General features: G+C 57.9%; 14 protein-coding genes. 6 read left to right on the top strand and 8 right to left on the bottom strand.

What is annotated here, in order from left to right:
• Window positions 1-136 precede the first annotated feature (136 nt).
• Entirely contained in the window at window positions 137-3,733 is a 3,597-nt protein-coding gene (locus OHL14_RS07345; RefSeq protein ID WP_263378679.1) for a TonB-dependent receptor, read from the top strand.
• A gap of 58 nt (window positions 3,734-3,791) precedes the next feature.
• On the opposite strand, the gene OHL14_RS07340 is transcribed toward OHL14_RS07345, so the two are convergent.
• Window positions 3,792-4,604 (bottom strand): GntR family transcriptional regulator, encoded by an 813-nt coding sequence (locus OHL14_RS07340; protein ID WP_263378678.1) that lies wholly within the window; start codon window positions 4,602-4,604, stop codon window positions 3,792-3,794.
• Window positions 4,605-4,655: 51 nt separating this feature from the next.
• On the opposite strand from OHL14_RS07340, the gene OHL14_RS07335 reads away from it, so the two are divergent.
• The gene (locus OHL14_RS07335; protein ID WP_317890401.1) at window positions 4,656-5,579 is read left to right on the top strand and encodes a dihydrodipicolinate synthase family protein; all 924 of its coding nucleotides are present in this window, start codon (window positions 4,656-4,658) and stop codon (window positions 5,577-5,579) included.
• A 59-nt stretch (window positions 5,580-5,638) separates the two neighbouring features.
• Here the strand turns inward: OHL14_RS07335 and OHL14_RS07330 are convergent, their stop codons facing one another.
• Window positions 5,639-7,948, bottom strand: a complete 2,310-nt coding sequence (locus OHL14_RS07330) for a GH92 family glycosyl hydrolase (protein WP_263378677.1) — start codon at window positions 7,946-7,948, stop codon at window positions 5,639-5,641.
• A 216-nt stretch (window positions 7,949-8,164) separates the two neighbouring features.
• On the opposite strand from OHL14_RS07330, the gene OHL14_RS07325 reads away from it, so the two are divergent.
• Window positions 8,165-9,532, top strand: a complete 1,368-nt coding sequence (locus OHL14_RS07325) for a glycoside hydrolase family 125 protein (RefSeq protein WP_263378676.1) — start codon at window positions 8,165-8,167, stop codon at window positions 9,530-9,532.
• A 68-nt stretch (window positions 9,533-9,600) separates the two neighbouring features.
• Here OHL14_RS07325 and OHL14_RS07320 read toward each other — a convergent pair whose 3' ends face one another.
• From OHL14_RS07320 to OHL14_RS07310, 3 genes are read right to left on the bottom strand one after another with little or no spacing between them, the layout of a single operon-like run.
• Window positions 9,601-12,234 carry a glycoside hydrolase family 3 C-terminal domain-containing protein gene (locus OHL14_RS07320; protein WP_263378675.1) on the bottom strand — a complete coding sequence of 878 codons (2,634 nt, stop codon included), beginning with the start codon at window positions 12,232-12,234 and terminating at the stop codon, window positions 9,601-9,603.
• A gap of 46 nt (window positions 12,235-12,280) precedes the next feature.
• Window positions 12,281-13,195, bottom strand: a complete 915-nt coding sequence (locus tag OHL14_RS07315) for an N-acetylglucosamine kinase (RefSeq protein WP_263378674.1) — start codon at window positions 13,193-13,195, stop codon at window positions 12,281-12,283.
• Window positions 13,196-13,220: 25 nt separating this feature from the next.
• Complete coding sequence (locus tag OHL14_RS07310; protein WP_263378673.1) at window positions 13,221-14,318, bottom strand: SIS domain-containing protein; 1,098 nt, start codon at window positions 14,316-14,318, stop codon at window positions 13,221-13,223.
• A 185-nt stretch (window positions 14,319-14,503) separates the two neighbouring features.
• Here OHL14_RS07310 and OHL14_RS07305 point away from each other — a divergent pair, with 185 nt between their 5' ends.
• The gene (locus OHL14_RS07305) at window positions 14,504-15,289 is read left to right on the top strand and encodes a DeoR/GlpR family DNA-binding transcription regulator (RefSeq protein ID WP_263378672.1); all 786 of its coding nucleotides are present in this window, start codon (window positions 14,504-14,506) and stop codon (window positions 15,287-15,289) included.
• Here OHL14_RS07305 and OHL14_RS07300 read toward each other — a convergent pair whose 3' ends face one another.
• A complete protein-coding gene (locus tag OHL14_RS07300; protein ID WP_263378693.1) occupies window positions 15,290-17,356 on the bottom strand; it encodes a beta-N-acetylhexosaminidase in 2,067 nt (688 codons plus the stop codon).
• Window positions 17,357-17,771: 415 nt separating this feature from the next.
• Between OHL14_RS07300 and OHL14_RS07295 the strand changes: the two genes are divergently transcribed.
• Entirely contained in the window at window positions 17,772-21,230 is a 3,459-nt protein-coding gene (locus OHL14_RS07295; protein WP_317890400.1) for a TonB-dependent receptor, read from the top strand.
• Window positions 21,231-21,321: 91 nt separating this feature from the next.
• Window positions 21,322-22,371, top strand: a complete 1,050-nt coding sequence (locus OHL14_RS07290) for a glycosyl hydrolase family 18 protein (protein ID WP_263378670.1) — start codon at window positions 21,322-21,324, stop codon at window positions 22,369-22,371.
• Window positions 22,372-22,437: 66 nt separating this feature from the next.
• On the opposite strand, the gene OHL14_RS07285 is transcribed toward OHL14_RS07290, so the two are convergent.
• Both OHL14_RS07285 and OHL14_RS07280 read right to left on the bottom strand, forming a co-directional pair.
• Window positions 22,438-23,721 (bottom strand): sugar MFS transporter, encoded by a 1,284-nt coding sequence (locus tag OHL14_RS07285; protein ID WP_263378669.1) that lies wholly within the window; start codon window positions 23,719-23,721, stop codon window positions 22,438-22,440.
• A gap of 36 nt (window positions 23,722-23,757) precedes the next feature.
• Window positions 23,758-26,190, bottom strand: coding sequence for a hypothetical protein (locus tag OHL14_RS07280; RefSeq protein ID WP_263378668.1), 2,433 nt, complete (start codon window positions 26,188-26,190; stop codon window positions 23,758-23,760).
• Window positions 26,191-26,324 lie beyond the last annotated feature (134 nt).

Genomic DNA, 26,324 nt, shown 5'->3' with positions numbered 1-26,324 from the left:
TGCCAGATGGGTTGTGTGCGCAAATCACGATCAAACGGTCAGATTCAAGCTGAGCAGGGCGTGGAGCGATTGTCCGGGGTGACCCCTGACAGCGATGAATGTAGAGAACTGGTTTAGGAACGCATCAGGAGGCAATATGCGTAGTAAGAAGTTAGTGTTGAATCTTTTTGTTGTGGTCATGCTGACGCTGTGTTGCGGTCTGCGACTGTCTGCTCAGACGATTACTGGCGATATCGGTGGTACGGTCACGGACCCGACCGGTGCAGTGGTTGTAGGTGCGCAGGTGACGGCGACCAATGTGGCCACGGGCGTGAAGAACACCGTGACGACGAACAACGACGGTATCTACAGCGTGCGGTTCCTGCCGATCGGTACCTACAAGGTGACGATCACGGACAAAGGCTTTACTACGAAGGTGACAGCACCCTTCTTGCTGGAAGTTAGCCAGGTGGCGAAGGTCGACGCGAAGCTGACGGCGGGCTCCGAGTCGACGGTCGAGGTGACGAGCGATTCGACGCCGCTGCTGAACACTGAGAACGGCATGATCAGCACGACGATCTCGCAGACGATGATCGACGACCTGCCGATCAACGGACACAACACGACGGAGTTGACGCAGGTGATGCCGGGCAGCTCAGTTGCGGATGGCAACCAGTGGAACGGCTCGGTGAGCAGCCCAAACAACTCCGGCCTGCGTGTGCAGAGTTTTGCGACGCTGCCGAACATCAACGGCAACCGTACGTACACTACGAACTTCACGCTAGACGGTATCAGCATCGTGGATACCGGTGCGAATCTTACGAATGGTTTTGGTGCGCCTGCTTACAACATTCCGCAGGAAGCTCTGCAGGAAATTACGATCCTGTCGGTCGTACCACCTGCTGAGTATGGCGACGGCGCCACGCAGGTGCTGAACACGATGAAGGTCGGAACCAGCCAGTATCACGGGGCCGCATCGGCGTACCTCCAAAATTGGATGATGGACGCGAACACCTTCGGTAATAAGCGCGTTCTGCCCGGTAATTCATTCACGCCGCGCTCGAAGTACACGCAATCGAACTACAACGTCGCCTTTGGTGGTCCGGTGCCACACTTCAAGGACAAGCTTTTCTTCTTTGGCGATTATGAGGCGTATCGTCTCCCCACGGCATCGACGAGCCGCCTCAACCTACCGCTTAACGCGTGGCGCGGTAACACCACGGCTGCTGCGGGCGCGGTCGATCAAAGCGTGTCGCCGCTCGCGGGCGATGCTTACTTCGGTTCGGCTGTTGCTCAGCTTTATGACACGCAGCATGGCAACGCGCCGCTGAATCAGACCATCGGTGGAGTTTTTTATCAGAACCTCGTGCCGATCAACAACCCGGTGGCGAAGTATCTCTTCGCCCACCCGGAGCTACTGCCGCTGCCAAATGAGGTCGCATCCGCGGCTCCGATCAAGGGCAACTACCAGAACACTGCCAAGACGTTGCAGGAAAATAACCAGGGCGACATCAAGATCGACTACACGCCGACGGATAAGGATCGCTTCTCGGTGCGTTACAGCTATGGTGATGCTGTGAGCAATCCACAGTCGCAGTTGTTACCGATTTCTTTCGCCAGCGCAACGGATTTCCCTTTCCAGCAGGGCGTTTTGCTGTACACCCGCGTGATCAACCAGAGTCTGGTGAACGAGTACCGCATGGGCTATACGCGCGTCGGTTATAACTCCTTCAACCGCGATCTCTCAGGTCAGTTCACGAGTGGTGAATCGCTCGTAGGAATTCCGTACACACAGTTGGTTCCTGGGTTCACACTCCAGAGCTTCACGCAGAGCACGAACAGTTCGGGCGTCAACAGCGTTGGCACCGCGGGCACTGGCAATATCGCTTACGACAATCAGTTTAGCTACGGCGATAACTTGACGTGGTCGCACGGTAGGCACAGCACAAAGTTCGGCGCGCAGTTATTCCGCGCAGATAACAACTTCCTGCAGAATACGGGCAGCGGTCTGCTGGGTAGCTTCAGCTACAGCGGTTCGTTCACCGGCAACCCGACAACGGGCCAGTCGGTGGGTTATGACTTTGCGGACTTCCTTCTCGACTACTCAAGCGGCTACGCTGTTTCGCCGACGACCGGCAAGTTCGGTTTGCGTCAGTACCGCTTTGGCGTCTTCGCACAGGACGACTGGAAGGTCACTCCTAAGCTGACGGTAAACTATGGCCTGCGCTGGCAGTACGATCAGCCCGCATACGAAGTCCAAAACAAGATCGCAAATCTTAACCCTGCGACCGGAGCTTTGCAGCTTGCAGGCCAGAACGGCAACAGCCGTTCGCTGTATAGTCCCACCTACAACGACTTTGGACCGCGCGTGGGCTTTGCTTACAGCATCGACCCCAAGCTCGTCTTGCGTGGTGGCTTCGGCATCTTCACCTACATGGACTACAACGCACTGAAGCACACGACGAACGCACCGTACTACGAGTCCCTTTCGGGTACGGCGCAGACGCCGACCACGGCTTCGGCGGGAACTCCCTTTGCTGTAACGAATGGTTTCAACACCACGGGCGCGACGCAGGCCGTCAGCTTCACTACCTGGAACAAGCTGAAGCCAATGGTGGAGACACAGTTCAGCCTGGTGGCCGAATACGCTATCAACAACAAGCAGAGTGTTACCGTGCAGTACGTTGGCAACACCGCGCAGCATCTTGCGGACGAGCGCAACATCAACCAGGAGAAGTTGGTTGGTACAGCTTCAAGCGCGGCGTTCAACTCAACGGTCATCGCGGCTGCAGCGGGTAATTTCACGATCGGCACCAACGCCGTGGAGCTGCTTGAGACTGAAGCGTATTCGAACTTCAACGCTGGCGAGGTCACCTATCGCCTGCGTCCTTCAAATGGTTTTGAAATCACGGTCAACTACACCTATGGGCACGCCATGGGCGATACTTCGGGTCTGGTCTCGGTGAACGATAACAACGTGGCAGGCGGCAATCCGCAGAACAACTTCTGCCTAAGCTGCGAGTACGGCCCTTCGGCAAGCGACAGCCGTCACATGCTGAACAGCAACTTCTCCTACGCGCTGCCTTTCGGTCGCAAGGGCCAGTTTGGTCGTAACATGCCGCTCTGGCTGGATGAGATCGTAGGCGGGTGGAAGGCCTCGGGTACGGCGGTTCTATTCTCGGGTCAACCGAACACGATCACTGCGAGCGGTAGCTCGGGTGCGGTTGGAACGGGCACGTTGCGGGCGAACCACTATCGCCACATGAAGATCACCGGAGTAAAAGATGGCCTCTATGTGACTCAAAACAATGCGACCGGTGTTCAAACGGTAGATGGTTCCACGGGTTCCGGCAATTCGTATGTAGTTGCTGGCGCGTGGGGAACTGATCCTTCGGCGACTCACTCAGGTAACGTCGGCACGGGCACCTGCGGTACGGCTGGCTTCGATGACAGCATCTGTGCCTACGGCCAGCCTGCGGCTGCCGCTCCAGGCTCGGCCCCGATCTTCGGTACGGCGAGCGTTGGTTCTGAGCGTGCTCAGGGCTTCCGCAACATCGATGCTGCGGTGCAGAAGAACTGGACGCTGTACCACGAGCACACGTTGACGTTTATTGCTAACGCGTACAACGTTGGGAATATCACCAGCTACAACAACCAGGGACGCACAGTGAACGGTGGCAGCACCTGGGGCTATGTGCAGAGCTCGCGGTCGCAGCAGCGTCAGTTGGAACTTGAGTTGAAGTACAAGTTCTAACCAGCAAAATGGGCGTGATCCCGGAGAGGGGATCACGCCCTGCTTTCTGTTGCGGCGGCTATCGCTTGCGAAGACGACCGGGCAGACTGGCATCGATGGGCTGATCGCGCATCGCGTTATCGCGCTTCCAGAGATCGAACTCTTCGAGGCGCTCCTTGAGGCTGGTTTGAATGTGTTCGGAGAGAAGTGTGGCGGCCTCTTCTACTCGGCCTTTGGCGACAGCCTGCACGATGGCCACATGCTGGCGGTGGATCTTCTCAAGCATGGAGATCTCATGTCCGTTGCGGCGCATGGCGAAGACCCGCACCAGTACGCGCGTGTCCGATACGACCTTTTGCATCCGCACATTTTGTGTGGAGAGGACCAGCAAGGCGTGAAGCTTCATATCCAGACTGGAGAACTCGGCCATCTGTTCTTCACTGAGCAAACGCTTGCCGCTGGCCTTCAGCGAACGGAGGATGAGCTGAAAGCTGTCGAGATAGTCCAGAAGCTGTTTATGGTTTTCAGGGTGAAGGCCACGCTGCGAGACCTTGCGCACGGCGTAGACCTCGAGGGCTTCGCGCACCTCATAAAGATCAACGATGTCCTCGCGAGTGAGGTCGACAACCACTGCGCTGCGGTTAGGAGCTTGTTTGAGAAGGCCATCGGCGATCAGGTTTGCGACGGCTTCGCGCACGGGCGAACGGCTGGTGCCAAGGATGCGCGAGACCTGCAGCTCCGAGATTACATGGCCTCCGGGAAGCGCCCCGGATGTCACGAGGTCATGAATGTAGTTGTAGATGCGGCTCCGTGCGGACTCCGCTGGAGGCGGCAGAGTGAGCGCAGGTTTCTTCCTTGCCGCCGACTTCGTCAACGATCGATCCTGAGGCATGGGAACCATTCTATGTCAGCACAACGATAGCTATCTTTACCGAATTGGAGCATCACCATTTCTATCTTTGATAACACTCGCAAGACACTTATCAGTGGAGTCTTCACGGCGATGACGTTGCCGCGTACGGACGCGGGCGCAGTCGACCTGGACGAGTTGACGCACCACATGGAGTTCCTGCTGAAGGCAGGTGTTGATGGAATCGTATTGAATGGAGCGACAGGAGAGTACTGTCTGACTTCGCCAGAGGAGCTTGGCGCGATGCTGGGTCGGGCGAGGGTCGTGGGCGGCGCGGAGATGAAACTGATTGCAGCAGTCGGCGCTGCTGACACGCGAGGAACGCTGCAACGTATTGGTGCTGCGGAGAGCGCAGGTGCCGATGGTTTGTTGCTGCCGATACCTTACTTCTTTCCCTACGAGCAGCAGGACCTGGTGGCCTACGCGGAAGAGATTGCGCAGCATACAGCACTCCCTACCTTGCTATACAACCTACCGAGCTTCACGACGGGACTTGAGCCGCTGACGACGTTGAAACTTGTGACAGAACAGGCACAGATCCAGGGAGTCAAAGACAGCAGCGGCTCGCTGGATACGGTGAGGCTGTTGAAGGACTGCGCGCCTAGAGCAAACCGCGTGATCGGCAACGACTCCGCTCTGCATCCCGCGCTGGCTGAAGGTCTGTGTGATGGCGTGGTGTCTGGAGTTTCGTGTGTGTTGCCGGAGCTGATGCTGGCGTTGTTCTGCGAAGCTGCCAAGGATGCAAAGAGTGCGCGGTCACTGCAACTAAAGTCGGCGCTCGAAGAGTTTATCGGTTGGCTGGTGAAGCTGCCTGTGCCGTGGGGGCTGAAGGTGATTGCTGCCGAGCGTGGACTGGCGAAGGCGGAGTATCCCTTGCCGCTCTCGAGCGCGCGTCGGGAGGTAGTCCAACAATTTCTGATCTGGTTTCGAGACAACAAAGGCTCCCTGTTGGCTTAGCCATCGGGAGCCTTTGTTTGTATCTCCGGCAGGTGGGGCTTTGCCCCACCTCTTTTTTCTTAAAGCGTGAGGGACGGCGGGACGACCTCATGCGCGGCACCGAATTGTTTGTTGGGTTCCGCGCCCATCTCGAAGGACAATTTTCCGCCCTTGGCGATGTCGGTGTGGTTGAACCAGGCACGCTGCTGCGGCGTGCCATTCAGGCTGAACGACTGAATGTACTGGTGCGCAGGATCGGTGCGGTGGACTTCAATCTCCAGCTTGTGGCCGTTGCCGAGGTCGACGGTGGCGCTATCGAACAGCGGCGAACCGAGGATGTAGTTTCCACTGACGGCATCGACAGAGTAGAAGCCGAGCGCGCTGAGGATGAACCATGCCGACATCTGACCGACGTCTTCGTTGCCCTGCATGCCATCGGGGAGTGGAGCGTACATGGTCTCCATCAGGCTGCGAACGCGGTCCTGCGTCTTCCACGGAGCGCCTGCGTATACGTACAGATAGGCGATGTGGTGCGAGGGTTCGTTGCCATGCGCGTACTGTCCGACGAGACCGGCGATGTCGGGTGGGGCATCAGCGGGCAGAGTAGAGGGCACCGTGAAGAGCGCGTCCAGCTTGGTGAGGAAGGGCTCGCGTCCGCCAAAGAGCTCGATGAGGCCAGCGGCATCGTGCTGCACGCCGAAGGTCGTCTGCCAAGCATTGGACTCGGTGTAGTCGCGCCATTTCTTGGAGTGGCCGAGGTCGATGGGGTTGAAGGGTGCCGTGAACTTGCCGTCGGCGAGCTTGGGACGCATGAACTGCGTGGAAGGATCGTAGTAGGCGCGGTAGTTCTTCGAACGCTCGGCGAGAAGCTTTGCATCATCAGCATGGCCAAGCTTGCGGGCGACGTGCGCGATGGCCCAGTCGTTATAGCAGTACTCGAAGGTCTTCGATACAGCCTCGCCTTCGAGATCGACCGGGATGTAGCCCATCTTGCGATAGAGACCCAGGCCACGCCAGTCATCGACCATGGCGCGCTTCATCATGCACTTGTAGGCCAGCTCTTCATTGATGCCGGGGAAGCCCTTGTTGATAGCTTCCGAGATGATCGACGCGGAGTGATAGCCAGTCATGGTGCCGGTCTCTGTACCCTGTAGCGGCCACACGGGCATGCCCTCGGGGCTCTGGTCGGCCATGTTGATCAGGGCGTTTGCGAAGTCAGGCACGCGTTCGGTTTCAAAGAGCGTGTAGGCAGGATGCGCGGCGCGGTAGGTATCCCAGCAGGAGAAGGTAGTGTAGTTGTGGTGGCCTGCTGCGAGCTTATGGACCTGGTCATCCATGCCGCGGTAGCTGCCATCGACATCGTCGAAGAGACAAGGGCCGAGGGACATGTGATACAGGGCGGTGTAGAAGACCTTCTTGTGCGACTCGTTCGCGGTCTTCACCTGGATCTTGCCGATCTGCTTGCGCCAGGCCTCGCGCGCATCGCTGCGGACCTTGTCGAAGTTCCAGGCTGGAATCTCATGATGCAGGTTGGCGGCGGCTGCCTCCGAGCTGATGGCAGAGATGCCGGTCTTGATGAGGATGACCTCGTTGGTGTGCGTCTTGAAGTGCAGCACGGCCTTGAGGTTGGTTCCTTCGAGTTTGGCGGGAAGAGCAGAGAGTTCGGTATCGTCCTGGTAGAAGACGACACTTTCGGGCTTCTTCGAAAACTCCATGGCGAAGTAACAGTGGCGGTTGGCACCCCACGACGAGGTGACGTGGCCACCACGTAGTTCGGCGACCGCATGGCGGGAGAGTTCGCCTGACTTCACCTGCTTCGCTCCACCATAACAGTGCTGCAGGTCGACGATGATCCATGACTCGTTGTTGGCGGGGAAGGTGTAGCGATGAATCGCGGCGCGCTCAGTCGCAGAGAGCTCTGCGTGCACGTTCGGGTCCTTCAGTAGGACGGAATAGTAGCCGGGTGTGATGACCTCGTCGTCGTGGCTAAAGCGGGAGCGATAGCCGGACTCTGGCTTTTCGCGTGTGCCGGGGATAACCTTTACCGGGCCGACACCGGGCATAACGAGGAAGTCGAGCAGATCGCCGCAGCCAGTGCCGCTGAGGTGCGTGTGGCTGAAGCCCATGATGGAGGTGTCGGAGATGTGATAGCCGGAGCACCAGTCCCACTGATCATCATACGTATCAGGGCTGAGCTGCACGGCGCCGAAGGGCATAGATGCACCAGGGAAGCAGTGACCGTGTCCGCCGGTACCGATGCGGGGCTCCACCCAGCGGATCGGGTCATCTGCGCTGAGCCTGGAGCTTTGCCAAGCTAGCGCGGACGAAGGAAGGTAGGCTGCGGCTGCGGCGCCGATCGAGGTTTGCAGGAAGTTGCGACGAGAGATCATGGTGAAAGTTTTCCCTTACGCGATGTAGCAGTCAGAACCGAAGATTCGTGGGTGTCGAGTGGAGGCTAAAATTCCACATCCTTGACTGTTTGAATTGTAAATGGGCATTATCCTGATGAAGACTTATTGTTTCGGGGGATGGTAACGATGCCATGGAATAGACGAGACGTGCTGAAAACGATGACTGCAACCAGCGCTGCCATACTACCCGGAAGCGTGCGCACTTTGCTAGCGGCCGTGCCGACCGATCCGACCATGTCGGGTGAGCGGCCTGCTGTGGGCGATCGCAAGTTCCACAGCAAGGCTGTGGAAGATCTGATAGTGCAGACATGCGCGAAGATTGGCGATGCGCAGATGTCGCACCTGTTCCGCAATTGCTATCCCAACACGCTGGATACGACGGTTGAGCCGGGGACGTTTGAAGGCAAGCCGGATACTGCGGTGATTACCGGTGACATTGCTGCGATGTGGCTGCGCGATTCGTCCGCGCAGGTGTGGCCGTATCTGCCGATGGCGGCGAGGGATGCCGCACTGCGCGAGTTGCTGGAGGGAGTGATTCGACGGCAGACGCGCTGTCTGCTCATCGACACGTATGCGAATGCCTTTATGGCTGACCTGAGCGCACCGCCATTGGAGTGGAGTCGCACGGACAAGACCGAGATGAAGCAAGGTGTGGGCGAACGCAAGTACGAACTCGATTCGCTGTGCTATCCCATTCGGCTAGCTCATGGTTATTGGAAGCAGACGGGAGACACGAAGCCGTTCGATGCTGCGTGGCAGAAGGCTATGACGCTTGTGGTGCAGACGATGCGTGTGCAGCAGCGTAAGGATGGTGCCGGGCCGTATAGCTTTATGCGGATGTCACCGTATCCGACGGAGTCGCTGCCGAGCCGCGGTTTTGGTAACCCGGTGAAGCCTGTGGGGTTGATTGCCTCGGGCTTCAGGCCTTCGGACGATGCATGTACCTTTCCGTTTTTAGTGCCTTCGAATTTGTTTGCTGTGACGTCGCTGCGGCAACTTGCGGCGATGGCACAGGCGATTCTGCACGACAGCAAGCTGGCGAACGAGGCGAGCAGCCTGGCGGCTGAAGTCGAGAGTGCTTTGAAGCAGCATGCGGTCGCACAGACGGCGGCTGGAACCATCTGGGCATATGAGGTCGATGGCTTCGGCAGCCAGCTATTGATGGACGATGCGAATGTGCCGAGCCTTTTGGGGCTGCCGTATCTGGAGAGCTCGCCCGATGCGGCGCTCTATGCGCGGACGCGGGCGTTTGTTTGGAGCGAGCGTAACCCGTGGTTCTTCAAGGGGACAGCGGGTGAGGGAATCGGCGGACCGCACGAAGGCAAGGACATGATCTGGCCTATGTCGCAGACGGTGTATGCGTTGACGAGCCACTCGGATGCGGAGATTGCGCATGCGCTGAAAATGCTGAAGGCTGCGGCGATTGAGAAGGGCTTTATCCACGAAAGCTACAACAGGAACGACAGCCGCAACTTCACGCGGCCCTGGTTTGCGTGGGCGAATACGTTGTTTGGTGAGTTGATTGTGAAGACAGTGGAGACGCGGCCGGAATTGTTGCGGTAGGTGAGGCACGGGACAAAACAGAAGGCCTGGGCTGGATGCCCAGGCCTTCTGACTTCCTAAGCCATTAACTAAAAGTCCATCGCCTTCTCACCCGTGATATGAACGACCGCTCCGGCCTTCTCGTTCTGCAGATCTTCCTTCCCTGGCTGAGTACTGCCGATGAAAATGCGGTAATCGCCGCTGCGGACCGCGCGATGTCCCGCGGGGTCGACAAAGCTGAGCTGCGAAGGGGCGAGGGTGAAGGTGAGGCGACGTGATCCGTTGGCTGGGAGCGTGACTCGCTGTATGCCCTGGAGCGTGAGATGCGGCGATCCCTCCTGCTGCGGGGGAACGAGGTAGAGTTCGGCTACTTCGTCGGCTGCGGTGGCGCTGGTGTTATGCAGTGTGACGGTGGCGTTCAGGCTATCGCCTGCCTTTAGCGATTTGCTTGAGAGCTTCACAGGGCCGTAGTTGAACTTTGCGTAGCTGAGACCGTAGCCGAAGGGATAGAGAACCGGGCCGTCGAAGTAGCGATAGGTGCGGTGCGCCATGCTGTAGTCACTAAAGTCGGGCAGGTCGTCGACGGAACGGTAGAAGGTGAGTGGCAGGCGGCCGGAAGGGCTGGTCTTACCGGAAAGCACGTTGGCGAGGGCATCACCACCTTCTTCGCCGGGATACCAGGCGGCAAGCATTGCGTTGAAGGGTGCAGCATCGAGGGCGACAGCTGAGCCTGAATTCAGCACGACGATCATCGGCTTGTTCAGATCATGCAGATGCTTGAGTAGGTTCAGTTGAGCCGCGGGAAGGCCCAATGTCGTACGGTCGCCGCCAAGGAAGCCTTCGAGGTGGACCTGTAGCGCCTCGCCTTCGAGATCGGGTGAGAGGCCAACGAAGGCTACGATGACATCGGATTGCTTTGCGGCTTCGACGGCCTGTTCGATCATTGCGTTGGCCGGCGGCTCCCATTCGAGTGCCATACCCTCGTCCTCGCCGGTGTGAGCGAGTTCGAGCTTGATGGCGTGCGGGTTCGTGTCGCCGAATTGGACGGCGATTTCATTTGGTGTGGCCTTTTCGCCGTTGTTCTCAAGCACGAGCTTTGCATCGATGTAGAGCTTGAAGTGATCGTGGGTCTTGCAGTCCCAGCAGCGCTCGATGTTTACGTGCAAATTGTAGGCACCGGATGCAGGCGGGAGGATGGCACCGGTCCAGCGTGCGGAATATTGCTTCGCGGTAATCTTCGTCGAAGGGCCGACGCGGTCGAGATCGAGATCGACCTTAGGTACCGTTTCGGTGAAGGCTGGTTCCCCTTCGAAGGTGGTGTTTGTAAAGTATTGGACGTGCAGCCCGGCAGCGGCGGTGGTGGTAGTGTCAGTGCGCAGAACGTTACGCGGGATGGGTGCTGTGACGCCTGCGGCGAGCAGGCTGCCCTGTGCGTAGTGAACGTTTTTGAAGCGTGCGGTGAGCGCGTCGTAGGGCGTGACTGGCTGCGATGCGGTGCCGTGATAGTTGGCTTCGAGCACGCGCATCATGTCGGCGTTGGGACCGATGAGCGCGATGCTGGCGGAGGGCTTCAGTGGGAGCACGCCGTCGTTCTTCAGCAGCACGATGGACTCTTCGGCCGCACGCAGGGCGCGCTGGCGATGCTCGGGTGTGTCGTTGGCGCTGGCCTCGATGCGGTCGTACGTGGTGCAGGAAGCCTGATCCATCATGCCGAGCTTCAGGCGCGCGAGAAGCAATCGGTGAAGCGCATGGTCCACTTCGCTTTCCTTGACGAGGCTTTGTGCGACGGAGTCTTTGAGCGATGCGTAGGTGTTGCCGCAGTCGAGATCGACTCCTGCATGGAGCGCGTCTGCTGCGCCGTGTGCAGCGTCGGGCGCATAGTGATGATAGGTGGAGATGTTACCGACCGCATCGCAATCGGAGACGATGTAGCCCTTGAAGCCCCAGCTATCTCGAACGCGCGTCTGCAGAAGCTCGCCATCAGCACACGACGGTGTGCCATTAATTGCGTTGTACGAGCACATCAGCGCGGCTGCGTGTGCCGTTGTTGTGAGCTGATGGAAAGCGGGCAGGTAGGTGTCGGCGAGATCGTGTGCACTGACTTTGGTGTTGAAGCTGTCGCGACCTTCTTCGGGGCCGCTGTGAGCGACGAAGTGCTTCGGGGTAGCGTCGGCTTTCAGGTAGAAGGGATCGTTTCCTTGCACACCTTCGACAAACTGAGTGCCAAGCGTTGCGGTGAGGAACGGATCTTCGCCGTAGGTCTCCTGGCCGCGTCCCCAGCGAGGGTCTCGGAAGATGTTGATGTTTGGCGACCAGACGGTGAGTCCGCCATAGCGCACAGTGTCCTGATGCAGCAGGGGGTTGAACTTGGCGCGGGCCTCGGTGGATACGGTATCGCCGACGTCATGAAGTAGCGCAGCGTCCCATGTGGCGGCGAGGCCGATAGCTTGCGGGAATACTGTCGCGTACCCATCGCGTGCGAGGCCGTGCAGACCTTCGTTCCACCAGTTGTAAGCGGGGATACCGAGTCGCGCGATGGCGGGGGCACGGTCATCCAATTGGAGCACTTTCTCCTGCAAAGTCATCTTTGCAATGATTGCGTCGATGCGTGCGTCCAGTTGTTGTTGCGTTTGCTTATTGGCACAGAGCTGCTGCGCTGCGGTGGTCTGCAAAAGAAGCGGGGCTACGAGGGCGAACGAGAGAAGACTACGGTAACGCATCATGCTCCTTCGGGAGCACGGTCTGCCCCGCTTGCTTTTGCTGTATGGACTATCGTCCGCTGCGTGCCCGCCATAGAGCTCCGCTGATGGGATCGACTGTGCCCGCGATGGTCTGCACAGCCGGATACTCGCGTTCCAACGCTGCGATGAGAGCGATTCGCACGGGCAGAACTTTCTCCATGATAGAGCCGGTGAAGGCTACGGTTGGCACCCATGAGGAATCAGCGGCTCCGCGCATGACCTTCCGCATGACAAGGCTCACCACTTCGGCGAGCTCTTCGCCTTGCTGCTTGAGTACTTCAGCAGCGACGGTGTCCCCTTGTTCTGCACATTGCAACACGACCTCCGTTAGCCGCGAGAAATCGGGAGGCGGAAGCTCGTTGGCTTTCGCTACGATGTCATCGACGCCCGCCAGCTTCCATAGATCGAGAACCGCGGGTAGTAGTGACGTAGTCTGCTCATTATCGATAGCGCGAAAGAGCGCGCGTAGAGCTTCATGCCCAATGCGATGGCCTGAGCCTTGGTCGGCCAGAGCGGGACCATGTCCACCAGCACCATGCAGATTTCCTGCTGCGTCGCGACCGGCGACATTGGAACCCGTACCTGCGATGGCCAGTACGCCGGGCTTTCCAAAGAAAGCGGCGTCGAGGGCAATTTCTACGTCACCCAATAAGATCAGCTTGCCACCCACGCGGGCCGCAAAGGCCTCGCGGAGCCAGTCGGTTACGAGCGGCACGGTAATTCCCGCGGTGCCGATGCAGGTATAGCTGATCGACTGCATGGACACGCCCGATATCGCAGTCAGGTCCTTCAGTGCTTTGTCGAGATTCGACGCTGCGGTGTCCGCGTCGGTGCGCATGCGTTTGATAGTGCCTGTGCGTACGCGGGCCAGCTCGTTCGTCTCGTCGGCCAGAAGGTAGTCGGTCTTCGTGCCACCGGCATCAATCGCTAAGAAATAACTCATCCGTACTTTTCCCTCGGCCTCTACTCTATTCGGCCAGAACGGCTTTCGTCAGGTTCCGAGGATGATCGACGTCGATGCCGTTCTGAATCGCGGCAAAGTACGAGAGCAACTGCAGGGGAATCGCCTCGAAGATGGGCAGGAGCGCTTCACGGGCAGGCTCGACAAAGATCGTGTCGCTGGCGAGAGCCGCTATTGCATTATCTTCCGTGTTGGCGACGGCGAGAATTTCCGCACCCTGCTTGCGCATATCGGTCATCAGCTGGAGGACCTTCTCATAGCGGAGTATGGAGCCGTCATCGTTTGGGTCGTAGGTTGCAAGCATCACGAGCGGAGTGCCTTCGGCGACCAGTGCATTCGGGCCATGCTTCAGCTCGCCGCTAGGATAGCCTTCAGCATGCAGGTAGGCAGACTCCTTCAGCTTCAGAGCGCCTTCGCGCGCGATGGGGTAGTGGAGATCGCGGCCCAGGAAAAGGAAGCTGTTTGAAGTACGGTACTTCTCTGCGATGACCTCGATGGACTTGGTCCATGCGGGTAGCTGGGCGGTGATGGCAGCCGGTGCGGCGGCGAGTTCGGCGAGGCGAATAGATACCTCATCCTTGGTCAGCTCACTCAGTTCTTCGGCGGCCAGCAAGGCCAGCAGATAAATGTTCTGCAGCTGCGCGGTGAAGCTCTTCGTTGCGGGAACGGCGCGTTCGCGTCCAGCCTCAGTGGGGAAGGAGACGTCGGCGTCGTTCGCCATGCTGGAGCTGGCAACGTTGGTGATGGCAAGCGTAGGATGTCCGGCGGCCTTTGCCTTACGCAGGGCAGCGAGCGTGTCGGCGGTTTCGCCGGACTGTGAGATCACCATGACGGAGGCACGCTTCAGCGCCTTCTCCGCGCGATAGGTATACTCACTGGCGTACTCAACATCGACATGAATGCCGCTGATGTCTTCAAACATGATCTCGGCGACCATACCTGCGTGGCGGCTCGATCCGCTGGCGGCGATCACAATCTCATCCTTCGCTGCCAGCAGCCATGCACGCACGGGGGCGCAGACATCCTCGCGGAAGCGGTCGCCATCCACATACTTCGACAGCGTCGTGCTGAGGGCGACGGGTTGCTCATTGATCTCGCGAAGCATCCAGTGTGGATAAGGGAGGGGAGACGTGTTCTCAGGCACTTGCATAACCTCGATGCTCAAATTTTGATCGTTTCGCATCTATACAATCAGATTACGTTACGTTTATCAGCAGTTCAAGGGGAATGTTGGCAATCCTCCGCCATATTCGCTAAGCTCAGACACCTGAATCAACGGGAAAAATAGAAATGTCCAAGAAGATTGACGTAAGAGCCGATAAGATCATGCGCGCGCTGCTGCGTGCGGGTGACATCTCCGTACAGGAGCTTGTCGATCAGATCGGCACCTCTGCACCGAGCATACGGCGTGACCTTGCGCGGCTTGAGAAACGTGGCCTGGTGCTGCGGACTCACGGAGGAGCGACGCTCGTCGAACCGCTTCTCTATGAGTCCTTCCGCCACGATACTTCGTTCCAAGCGCGTGAGTTGCGGTTTGCGGACGAGAAGCGTCGCATTGGCCTGGCGGCTAGCGAACTGATCTCGGAGATGCAGACAATCGGCCTGATGGCGGGTACGACGACCACGCAGCTGGGCCGGGCGCTGAGGCATCGGCGCGGAATTTCAGTGATTACGAACGCCCTCAATATCGGCATGGAATTGTGCAATCAACCCGCGATTAAGACGACCATCACCGGCGGCACACTTGCCTGGGCCTGGACCTTCGCGCTTGCGGGGCAGCCTGCGCTGAACATGTTGAAGGATGTCTATCTCGATAAGGCGTTCATCAGTGCGACCGGGATTGATCTTGAACGCGGAGTGACGACGCTTGAGCCGGAAGAGGCGACGGTGTCGCAGGCGATGATTCGTCAGGCGCGCGAGATTATCGTTGTGGCTGACTCGAGCAAGATAGGGCAGGTGAGCCCTGCGCTCATCTGCCCCATGTCTGCCGTGCATGTTCTGGTGACTGACACCTCGCTGCCGAAGGCCGCCAGCAAGAAGCTGACAGACCTTGGTATCAAAGTGATCTGCGTGTAGCTACGGCTTGGGCGGTGCAGGCACTCCGGCTTCAGCAGCTGTGGGCAGCACTTCGGTGTCCTGCCACGTCTCGTTGAGTTGCCGAATGGCCTCGCCGCGCTGCTGCCACAGCTGGATGCGCAGGTCGTAACGCACCAACACATTGTCCAGCCAGTAGGGGCGGTTTTCCGCGAGCCAGCTTGCGCGGTAAAGATTCTTGATCATCGAGTAACCGTCGCGCAGGTCCTGGCAGCGGCCGTTCATATCGCTGAGGGACGAGAGCAGCTCCCGTGTCTCCGTCTTCTTCTTGGGATCGTCCTTCATCGCGTAGGCCTTGGCGTAGGCGGCTGCCATCTCCTCAGCCAGCTGGAACTTCATGCCGATGAAGTCGATGCGCCGAGCGCCAAGCTCCATGGCATCAAGTGCGGGTAATTCGCGCAGAGTCGAATCGTTCGCTCGAGCGGTCAGGATCAGCTCGATGGCCTTCTCCGCATGCAGTCGTCCCTCGGGGATCTTCGCGCGCATCTTCGCGCCCTTGGCGAGACCTTCCTTGCTCCATGGATCGAGCCAGAAGGTCTCGTCCGATACATCGATCAAATTTTCTGCGGCGATGATCTCTTTCTCGGCTTCGTCGAGGCGGCCAGTCGTGTCGTTGTAGAAGCGCGTCCCGAAGGCGGATTGGTAGGCCGCGCCATCGCTCTTACCTGGCTGCCATCCCGCGGCGGCGCTGAAGAGAATGCCGAACCAATCCTGATTGAAGAGACCTTCGCCATCATCGTTCCACACCGTGGTCAGCTCGCCGGTGCTGCCGAGTCGCTGGCCGGATTCGACGAAGCCAGAGATGTTATCCAGCGCAGCTGCGCCCAGCGGATAGACCACCGACCAGTTTGCATCGCCGGGGGCAACCCACGTCTCGATGCCCGCCTTCTTGAACGGCGTGATGTTCGCGTCGTAATTGTCTTCGTGCCAGTAGATCCAAGGGATCGCGACCATGTCCTTCGGCAATTTTTCCACGGCAGCGGGATCGTTCCAAGCCACGTCGCCCCAAAAGAGCAGACGGCGGTTCAGCGGGGCGAGCGTGGTGTGAATCTGCGTGAGAAAGTCTGCGTACACCGGACCGAGCCCGCGCTTGTCGACATCGGGCTTGGTGCGCCCTGTGCCGAGTTCGAAGGTCTCATCCGCGCCGATGTGCAGGAAGGGGCTGGGGAAGTCCTGCGCGATCTGCGTGAACCATCTCTTGATGAGCGGTTGCGATCCGCTCTGTCCCGGCGCGATCACGTGGCCGTGAGGCGTCTCTGCAAGGTCTGAATATTTCTCATACTTCAGCATCTGGTGCAGATGTCCGAAGGCTTCCTGTTCCGGCACGATCGTGATGTGTAGCTTCGTCGCATAGGCAACGAGCTCCTGCGCTTCAGCGCGGCTCAAGGAGCTTCCCGGCGGAGCAGCCAGAGGCTCATTCGAGTAAGCCAGCGTGTGCTCAAAGTAGGGGGAATAGAGGTTCACCTTGTAAGACGCGAAGACATCGAGCTGGTGCTTTTGAAATGCAAGCGTCGGGAAGGGCCCACGGGAGAGGTCGTCGTCGATGCCGCGATACTTCATGGCAGGCCAGTCGCGCACGGTACCCAGCCAAAGCTTGGTCACACCGTCCTTACGCTGCACCAGTTGCTTCAGTGTCTGCACGCCATAGAAGACGCCGGCAGCGGTTTTGCCGATAATTGTGACGCTGCCTGGCTTCGAGACTAGTACGTAGCCCTCTGCGTCCATCGCCGGATCGAAGGCCAGCTTGTCCGCCTGCAGCGCAGACTTGCCCGCGTCTGAGTTCGCGCGCAGCAGGTTGATTATGAGATCGGGTGCGCCGACGCTGGGTGCCACTTTGACTCCTACCTCGGCCAAGAATGCATCGAGATTCGAGGCGGCGAACAGGTCTTCGGCGTCGCCGCCAGGGACGCTTGTCGTGGCAGAGTGCACATCGGACTCACCTACACTGTGCAACTCACGTGGTTGGGGAACAAGGTGCAATTGTGTCGCAGTTTGCGCTCGCAAAACACTTATGGGGGCAAGGCAAAACAGGACAGCGACACAGCACATACGTGCGTACAGAAGTTTGCAAAGTGGAGATAGCGGGCCGGTCGAAGATGGCAGCGCGGGCATCAGGATCATGTTGTCAGCCTAAACCGTCAGATTGACTGATTTGAATGCAAATAAACATTTAGGTGTGTGAGGTCTAATTACTTTGATGAAAATAGGTCATATTTGTGGCGCCTTTCGTCACCACTCTTCAGGCGGCGAACCAACAAATCGCGCTTCCGTCGGAAATTTTGAAAATTACATGTAGCGAGGATGAATTTCTTGTTGCGGCGAGCGGGGGTCATGGGATAGATTCCAATTTCAATAGCGATAAATGAGCGTCTAGGGTCCATTTAGACAAAAAAGTGATTACAAAAGCTGAAATTTGGGCGTTCATCGTTGTTGGATCAAATCCTTTGGCCGGAGACAAAATCTTATGAATAGGCAATATTTCAGAGCGATACGCTGGATGCTGGTTTTCCTTTGTATCCCCTTAACCGCAGCCGCACAGACTATTACGGGATCGGTAACTGGCACTGTGACCGATCCAAGCGGCGCAGCCATTCCTGGCGCCAAAGTCGCTGTCACCAACGTGGACACCGGCGTCACGACGACCGACACCTCCAATGGTGCAGGCATCTATAACGTCCGCTTCCTGCAGATTGGTCGCTATAAGGTGGTGACCACCGCCAATGGCTTTAGCGTGCAGAGCTATGGTCCGTTCTCTCTGGAAATCGATCAGGTTGCCAAGATTGATGTGGCCCTGAAGCTTGGCTCGAACAACACAACAGTTGAGGTGAGCGAACAGTCTCAGCCGATCCTGAACACCGAGAATGCGACCCTCGGCGAAACCTTCACCGAAAACACCATCAACAGCATTCCACTAAACGGCCGTGACTTCTCGCAGTTGACTGTTTTCACACCCGGAGCCGTGTCGACGCAGTATGGTGCGTTCGGTGGTCAGTCCTCCACGGAGCGCGACACAGGCACCAGCACGCTGCCGAACGTGAACGGCAACCGCGGCCAGTCGAACAACTACATTCTCGATGGTCAGGAGATCAACGAGAACCTGAACAACACCATCGGCTACACCCCTAGCCCTGATTCACTCGATCAGATCCGCGTGATCAGCTCGAACGCCAACGCCGAGTTCGGCAACGTCAACGGCGGCGAAGTGCTGATGGTTATGAAGAGCGGCACCAACAAGTTTCACGGCAGTGTTTTCGGCTTCCTTGAGAACGACAACCTCGACGCAAATAGCTGGGTGCACAAATACAGTGCTCCGAGCATCACCCCCCGGAGCCCGTATACCCAGTCCATCTTTGGTGGCACGCTTGGAGGTCCGATCTGGAAGGACAAGCTGTTCTTCTTTATCGACTATGAGGGTTATCGCGAGCACACTGGCGGCACCACGCAAGTCAGCGTTGCGCCTGCGGCTTTCCGCGGTCTAACTGCAACAGCGAATTGCCCGATTGGTGATGCGGATCTGTCGTCGCTCCTGACGCTGGCAAGTCCTATCCAGCTCTACAACACGCAGGGCACTGCTCCTACACCCTATGTTCACAATTGCGTTCCTATTACGAACCCTGTAGCCAAGTATCTCTTTGCACATCCAAACATCTACCCGCTGCCCAATGCGGCGACGACCGATCCGACGGGAGTGGCAAACAACCTCACAGGTCCGTCCGGTAGCTACCAGCGGAATGATCAGGCCGACGTGAAGATCGATTGGCACTTCTGGAACCGCAACGTAATTTCGGCCCGCTACTCTCAGGGTTACGCACAGGACGGTACCACGAAGGAACCGCTGCCGGTGCAGTTTCCTTCTGCCTCCAACTACCCCGATCACTTGTTTACAGCGGACTGGACTTTCACCGTCAATCCTTCGATCGTGAATCTCGCTCGTGCCTCGTTTGCGCGAGTTCGTTACAACAGCGGCGTCACAACCGATCCGAGTGGCGTCTTCGGCCTCAACGGTAACTCTGTTGTAGGCATTCCAAGCCAGGCGCAGGAGACAGCTGGCTTCAGCCTGCAAAGCTTCTCCAACACCGCCGCCAACGCGGCCAGTGCACCGGCGGCAGTCACCAACGTCGGTACCAACCCCACGCCTGAAATCTTCATCGACAACGTGTTCCAGTACAGCGATAACCTCACCTGGCAGAAGGGCAAGCATCTGCTCAAGTTTGGCGCTGAATTGACGCGCTATCAGCAGAACAGCTTTTATCCTGGCAATGACGGCGAACTTGGAACCTTCACCTACACTGGTCAGTTCACCAGCGGGTATTCAGCTACAGGCGGCGCGGCAGCCTCTGGCATTACCTATGGCTTCGCTGACTTCCTGCAGAACTACGCACAGGACGCGACCGTTGGTCAGGTTGTAGGACGCACCGGTCAGCGTCAATATCGCAACGCTTACTTCGCGCAAGATGACTGGAAGATCACGCCGCGGCTGACCTTCAATCTGGGTATTCGCTACGAGTACGACCAACCGATCTACGAGGTGAATAACAAGCAGGCAAACATCAACCTCGCAACTGGAGTTGTTGAGTATGCCGGCGTTGTTCCGGGAGCGAATACGTTCGCTAACGCAACGGTCTGCCCCACGCGCGCCTGCTATAGCTCCAACTACGACAACTTCATGCCACGCGTTGGGTTCTCGTACCAACCGCGGGCAAAGATGGTCGTCCGTGGTGGCTATGGCATCACCACCTACCTGGAAGGCACAGGAGCAAACCTTCGCCTCACGCAAAATCCTCCATTTCACAACGACTTTGAGACGAAGGCGGTCATTCCGGGCTACACGGGTGCAGCGTATTCGGCAGGTACTCCTGTCATCACTAGCAATGGCTTCCCGACGAGCACACCGCCGGTGACGACGTTCTACGCCTGGAAGAATAATTTGCAGTCGGCTGTGATTCAGGAGTTCTCGTTGACGACGGAGTATCAGCTCACAAACACATCTTCCTTGCAGGTCGGATACCTCGGTGAGATCGGTCATCATCTCGTTGATCCTGCCTATGGCGATCAGGCTCCCAGCCTCACCGCTCCGCAACCGTATGCGAGCATCGTTGGAAACAACGGTGTGGTCAAGATTACGGCTTCGGATTCGAACCTGAACTACAACGCTCTTCAGGCGGTCTTCCGGCAGCGTCTGACGGCTGGACTGGAGTTCACTGCAAACTACACCTTTGCCCATGCGCTTACGGATGACATTGGCTACTACGGAGCCGCTGATATCGCTCAGCAGTATTACCAGCAGGACTACTACAACATCCACGGCGACTACGGTCCGGCAGGCGATGATGTGCGGCATGCATTCAACGCTACAGGCACCTACACGCTGCCTTACGGTAAAGGTCAGCGCTGGGGCGGAGGCTCTAACTTCATCGTCCAGGAACTTCTGGGTGGTTGGAAGGTCAGCGGCTCGGGCGTAGCCTACACCGGCTTCCCTGTAACGGTTTCGTCGAACGCGTACTACTCAAGTAAGGTAAACGCCTACACGGGGGCGGCGCGTCCGATGCAATTGAACCCTGTTCATATCGCGAACCGTTCGGTGGCGCACTGGTTTGGAACCGATCCGAACATGACGACGGCCTGCGCTTCAGACACCACGGGTTCGTGCGTGTATGAGGAACAGCCTTCTACGCGCTTCGGAGATGTTCACACCGGTTCGCTTCGTGCTCCAGGCTTCCTGAACATCGATGCTGCCATCCAGAAGAGCTTCAAGACGTACCACGATCAGCACGTCGACTTCCGCGCCGACTTCTTCAACGCGGGCAACATAGCCAGCTATGGCAACCCGGACAACAACATTGCCGACACAACCTTCGGAGCGATCACCAGCACGCGGTCGACCGAGCGCCACATTCAGTTCGAGCTTAAGTATCAGTTCTAATCGTGTGGCTCGTTGACGCAGTCATCTACCGTGCCGAGGAGACAAACATCTCCTCGGCACTTTTCTGTAGGCTTGAGAGTACGAGGATTTCATGAATCGAAAAATTTCAACACTCAGTATGGGGACGGCACTGCTCTTCAGCAGTCTCGCGGCCCACGCGCAGAAGACCACCTTCTGGATGGGCAATGGGCTTGCCTCCGTCCACTCCTTTATGGAGCACAAGGACAAGATCGATATCATCGAGCCGACCTGGTATCACATTGAAGGCGACGGGCTCGTAACCGGCGAGCCGAACCTGCCTGTGCTGAAGACCGCCAAAGATGCCCACATGACGATCATTCCTCTCTTTGCGATCTTCGATCATAAGAAGCTGCATGATCTTGCGAACGATGCCAAGGCGCAGGATGCGCTGATCGAATCGCTCATCCGGGAATCGAAGGAACATGGCTATGACGGCGTGAACCTCGACATTGAAGACGTCATGTGGACCGACCGTGATGCGCTCTCTGCGATGGTGGCAAAGATCTCCACGGAACTGCACAAGCAGCACCTGCAGGTGCAGATCGATGTGTGCCCGTACGCGCCGGGTCATCCCGGAGAGACGGCGTTCAGTCAGTGGATCTTCGAGGAGTGGCGCATGGGCTACGACTTGAAGGCGCTAGGGGAGTCGGTCGATCTCATCTGCCTGATGACGTACGACCAGCATACGCACTGGACGACGCCGGGCCCCGTCGGTGGCTGGCTGTGGACGAAGGAGAACCTCGACTTTGCACTGAAGTATGTGCCGAAGGAAAAGCTGTCGTTGGGTATCGCGCTCTACGGGTATCACTGGTACACCGGCGATCCTGGCCTCGATAAGGCAGAAAAGAAGCCGAACGTGACGGCGGACTACATCGGCTATCCCAGCTTGATGCTGCTGGCTGATCAGTACCACGCAAAGCTGCAGTGGGATGAAGAGGAACACACGCCCTGGTTCTACTTCAACCATGATCAGATGCGAGAGTACGTTTTTTATACGGATAAGCGAGCATTCATGGACCGCTACGAGATGGCGAAGGCTGCGGGTGTAGAAGGCGTCTGTTCGTGGGTGTTAGGTGAAGAAGATCCCGCTATTTGGGCGGCGATTCCGGCGAAGCGATAGCTATCAACGCAAGTAAAACGGCCCACCTCGGTTGAGGTGGGCCGCTTTGTGTGTCGGTGACGTTCGTTAGATCTCAACGGGTGGAACATAATTCGGAAGGGTCGCAAACCGCGGCTGGCGTACCTTGTAACCGCTCAGCGCGAAGTAGATCAGGTAGACGTAGCAGAGCAATACCACGATGAAGCTGTGCTGATAGCCGAACTTGTCGGCGAGCAGCCCCTGGATCTCTGGAATAACGGCGCCACCGACCACCATCATCACAAGGATGCCTGAACCCTGGCTGGTGAGCTTGCCCAGTCCTTTGACGCCCAACGGGAAGATGCAGGGCCACATGACGGAGTTGAAGAGGCCGCATGCCACGATGGCCATGCCAGTAAAGCGGCTGTGCCCCAGAATCGTCGTCGTAACCAGCACCGCAGCCATCACGGCGACAAAGGCCAGCGCGCGCTCGGCACGCACTTTCAGCAAAGCGAACGACCCGATCAGGCGCCCGATCATCGCGCCACCCCAGTAGTAGGAGACATACGTTGCGGCGGCTACGTGGGAGAGTCCTCCCATTGACGGTTGGCCGAGATAGCTGACGAGCACGCTGCCGATCGCGACCTCCGCGCCCACGTAGGTGAAGATTGCAGCCGCGCCCAGCTTCAGGTGGCGGTAACCCCATGCGCTGCCTTCAATGATCTCGCCCTCAATGCGCTTTTCCATTACCTCAGGCAGAGGAACAATCGCGGTGATGACTGCAAGTAACAACGTAAAGATTGCCAGAAGAAGATAGGGCGTCCGTACGGAGTGAGCGAGTTCAGCTGTTGTTGCTCCAGCAGCGATGAAGATGAAGGCCGCGCCAACCTTGGGAGCAATCGTTGTCGCTGAAGAATTCAAAAAGCCGCAGATAGTGATGCGCTGTGCTGCCGTCTCTGGCTTGCCCAGCGCGCCCACGTAGGGGTTGATTGCGACCTGCAGCAGTGCGAGTCCGCTGCCTACGATGAACAGCGCAAACAGGAACAGCGGATACGAGATCACAATAGATGCGGGAACGAACAGCAGCAGACCGACACCCATCGTTGCCAGCGCGGAGATGATACCGGGCTTGTAGCCAATGCGCCCTACGATCCAGCCTGAAGGCAGCGACATCACAAAATACGCACCGAAGAAGCAGAACTGCACCAACAGCGCGAGCACGTTTGTCAGGTGAAACAGGTCCTTGAAGTGCGGGACAAGGATGTCGTTCAATGCGGTGATGAAGCCGATACTGAAGTACAACGCCACCATCAACACCATGGGCAGCGTATAGTCTCTTGAACCTGTGCTGCGAATCGAAACGGCTTCTTCGCCCGTGCTGCCAACTGCCATGTTGCCTCCAGAGTCTCTGATCGTGATCTTACTTGCTTAGTGTGCTGGGATGTGGGCGTCCTGCGGAATCAGCCAGACCTCCGCGACCTGTCGCCCGCGACCGCTCCCGCCGCTGCCCGCAGGCCCAGTCCACTCGAGCGTCAGTGTGCCATTCGGCGCGATGCTTGCCGGCAGGGCAAATTCCACCGTCTCTGGATTGCTCTTGCGCAGACGGGCAGAATGGACCTCAACACCATTGGCGGTAAGTCGTAATGGCAGCGCGTAGTCTTCGCCTGCGTAGGTCACGCGTACGCGATAGCTCTTGTGCGGGTCGAGTGCGGTGTAGCGCAGCTCCAGTGGCGTTTCATAGAGAGTCTCACTGTAGTCCAGCCACGAAAGCCGCCACGGTTCTTTGCCGCCGCTCAGCTCTGTACCCAGCGTGCGATCCGCGATGCTGTCGATGGCCGTCCTGTAAAGTTCAGGATCGCGTTGCCAACCTTCTCCTCGCACCAGGTGCGGCTCCATCGTGGGATCACCGAGGTCGTCATAGAACGCGCCCGGTGAAGGGATACTCCATTGAGCGATGGCCTGTAGAGCCGAGGCACGCGAAGACTCATCGTCCTTCCTCATAGCTACAGCCATCGCGCTTCCGAGCCACGCTGCATCGTTCAGCGGCGTATCCACGCGGTCAAGGTTCGCGCCACGTTCCCACCCCGAAGCACCATAAAGCTTCACGCTCAGCTGGATGCCACCGTTGTTGAAGAGCTCCTTACCGAGAGCAAAGAGTCGATCATGCTCGGTCTGCTCGACGACGTCCGGTTTGCTAGCGTTGAGAGCTGCCTCAGCCTTTGCTACGCGAGTGGATGAGGCCAGTGTCGAATCGTCAAGAGCAGCGAGAGCCGCAGTCTCTGTGCCGAGTTCGCGCTTCCGCTTCCGCTGTAGATAATCATCGTAGGTTCCGCGATACAGCAGAGACTCCCATTGCCAGCTCTTTGCAATTTGCTCGGGTGTGGACTCGTGCTCAAGTTCATCGAGTCCGGCCTTCGTCTTCGCGATCTGCTGGTTCTGCAACAGCGGCCCGTTCCAGTCTTCTTCCAGACCCTTGATCGTATTCACGGTGAGCGTCTGTTGCGCGCCTTCGCGGTGTAGGAAGTAGCGCGCATACTCTGCGAGGATGCCGTCGACCGGTGCTTGCGTCGACCAACCCAGCTGGCTCCACAGCATCTTATTCACGTCATCATTCGAGCCTTCGGAGTAGGTAACGAAGCCATTATTCAAAGCGGCATAATGACGATAAATCTCTGCAAATGCCTTTGGCCGTGGATCGATAGGTTCGCGACTCTCGGTGAGGGCGAAGATAGGATCCCACTGCGGTACTGGGAATTGCGCATGCATCGTGTGAGCGATGTCGGGATAAAACTGCAGAGGGTATTTTGCAGGGATCTTACGGCGTTGCGTCTCAAAACTATCGCGCGACTGAGGTCCGAAGAATACGCCCGTTAGCCACTTCGGCTCATCCGCAAGCAGATCGTAGAACTTCGCGTAGCGCTCTCGATCGAAGCCCTGGGCCGATACCCACACGGTTGCTGCCGGGTGGTACTTGTGCAGGATCTCTACTTCCTGCTCCACTAGCGGGAACAGCACCTCCGGCGGAGTGTGCCCTGGGTCACCGCCTGGCACATAGAGAGCGTCGATGCGTTGTGTTTTGCTGACGAGCGCTTCAAAGTCTTTCAACTCCGCGGATACCGCTGCCGGGTCTTTGTAATCCTCGCGCATCTCGGGGTAGTACAGATCGAAATCCAGACCGTATTTATTACATAGGCGAGACAGACCATAGAACACATCAAGCGCAGGTGCATGGAACAGCGGGCTTGCCTTCTCATCGTCGGAAGCGGGCGAGATCACCTGGATCGTGTTCGTGCCGAACACCGCGAGATCACGGATGTGCTGCTCGAATTGCTCCAGCGTCCAATCGTCGTAGGTGTTGTTCTTGAAGCGATAGCCGATCTGGTGTCCACGTACCGGCTTATCCGGCGAAGAAAACATCTTTGCGTTCAACGGCAGCAAAGGGACGCTAGCCGCGTAGTTCGTGTTGCGCAACAGCCAGCCTGCGCCGAAGAGCTCACCACGAACATCATTGCCCGCCACCACGATTACGTGTCCTCCCTTCCAGGCTAGAGACACCACACTGAAGCCCTCGGCATGATCGTTTGTATGCAGGGCATCTACAGTCTTGCGCCACTTCGCTGCAAGCTCCTCCGGCAGTAACAGTGCCATGGCATCGCGTTGCGCCAGCAGGACGATCTCATCGCCAGAGTTTGCATCTTTTAGCTTTCCAGTCGAGATACTCGCGGTCGTATGTGTTGGGGTACGTTTCGCCTCCTCCTCTACGAACATTGCGGTGGCTGCGCGCTCCTGTACCGTCTGGTGAGCAGGAACGGAGATGCGGAGAGTGGCGGCCTGTGCCAGAGCGGCTGCTGACGTTAGCATGCAACATGAAAGCGAGACAAGGATCAGCGGTCGAACGTATCTTCTTCCTCGATCTGTGAACGCTGGAAAATGATCATTTCGGCAAGTTTTGCTCATTTAGATCAGAAGATATCACAGTTTTCAGGCGATTCTGT

The sequence above is a fragment of the Granulicella paludicola genome, assembly GCF_025685545.1.
In the GTDB taxonomy this organism is placed as follows: domain Bacteria; phylum Acidobacteriota; class Terriglobia; order Terriglobales; family Acidobacteriaceae; genus Granulicella; species Granulicella paludicola.
The sequence above is the reverse complement of the archived record's forward strand: the minus strand, read 5'-3'. Positions and strand labels throughout refer to the sequence as shown.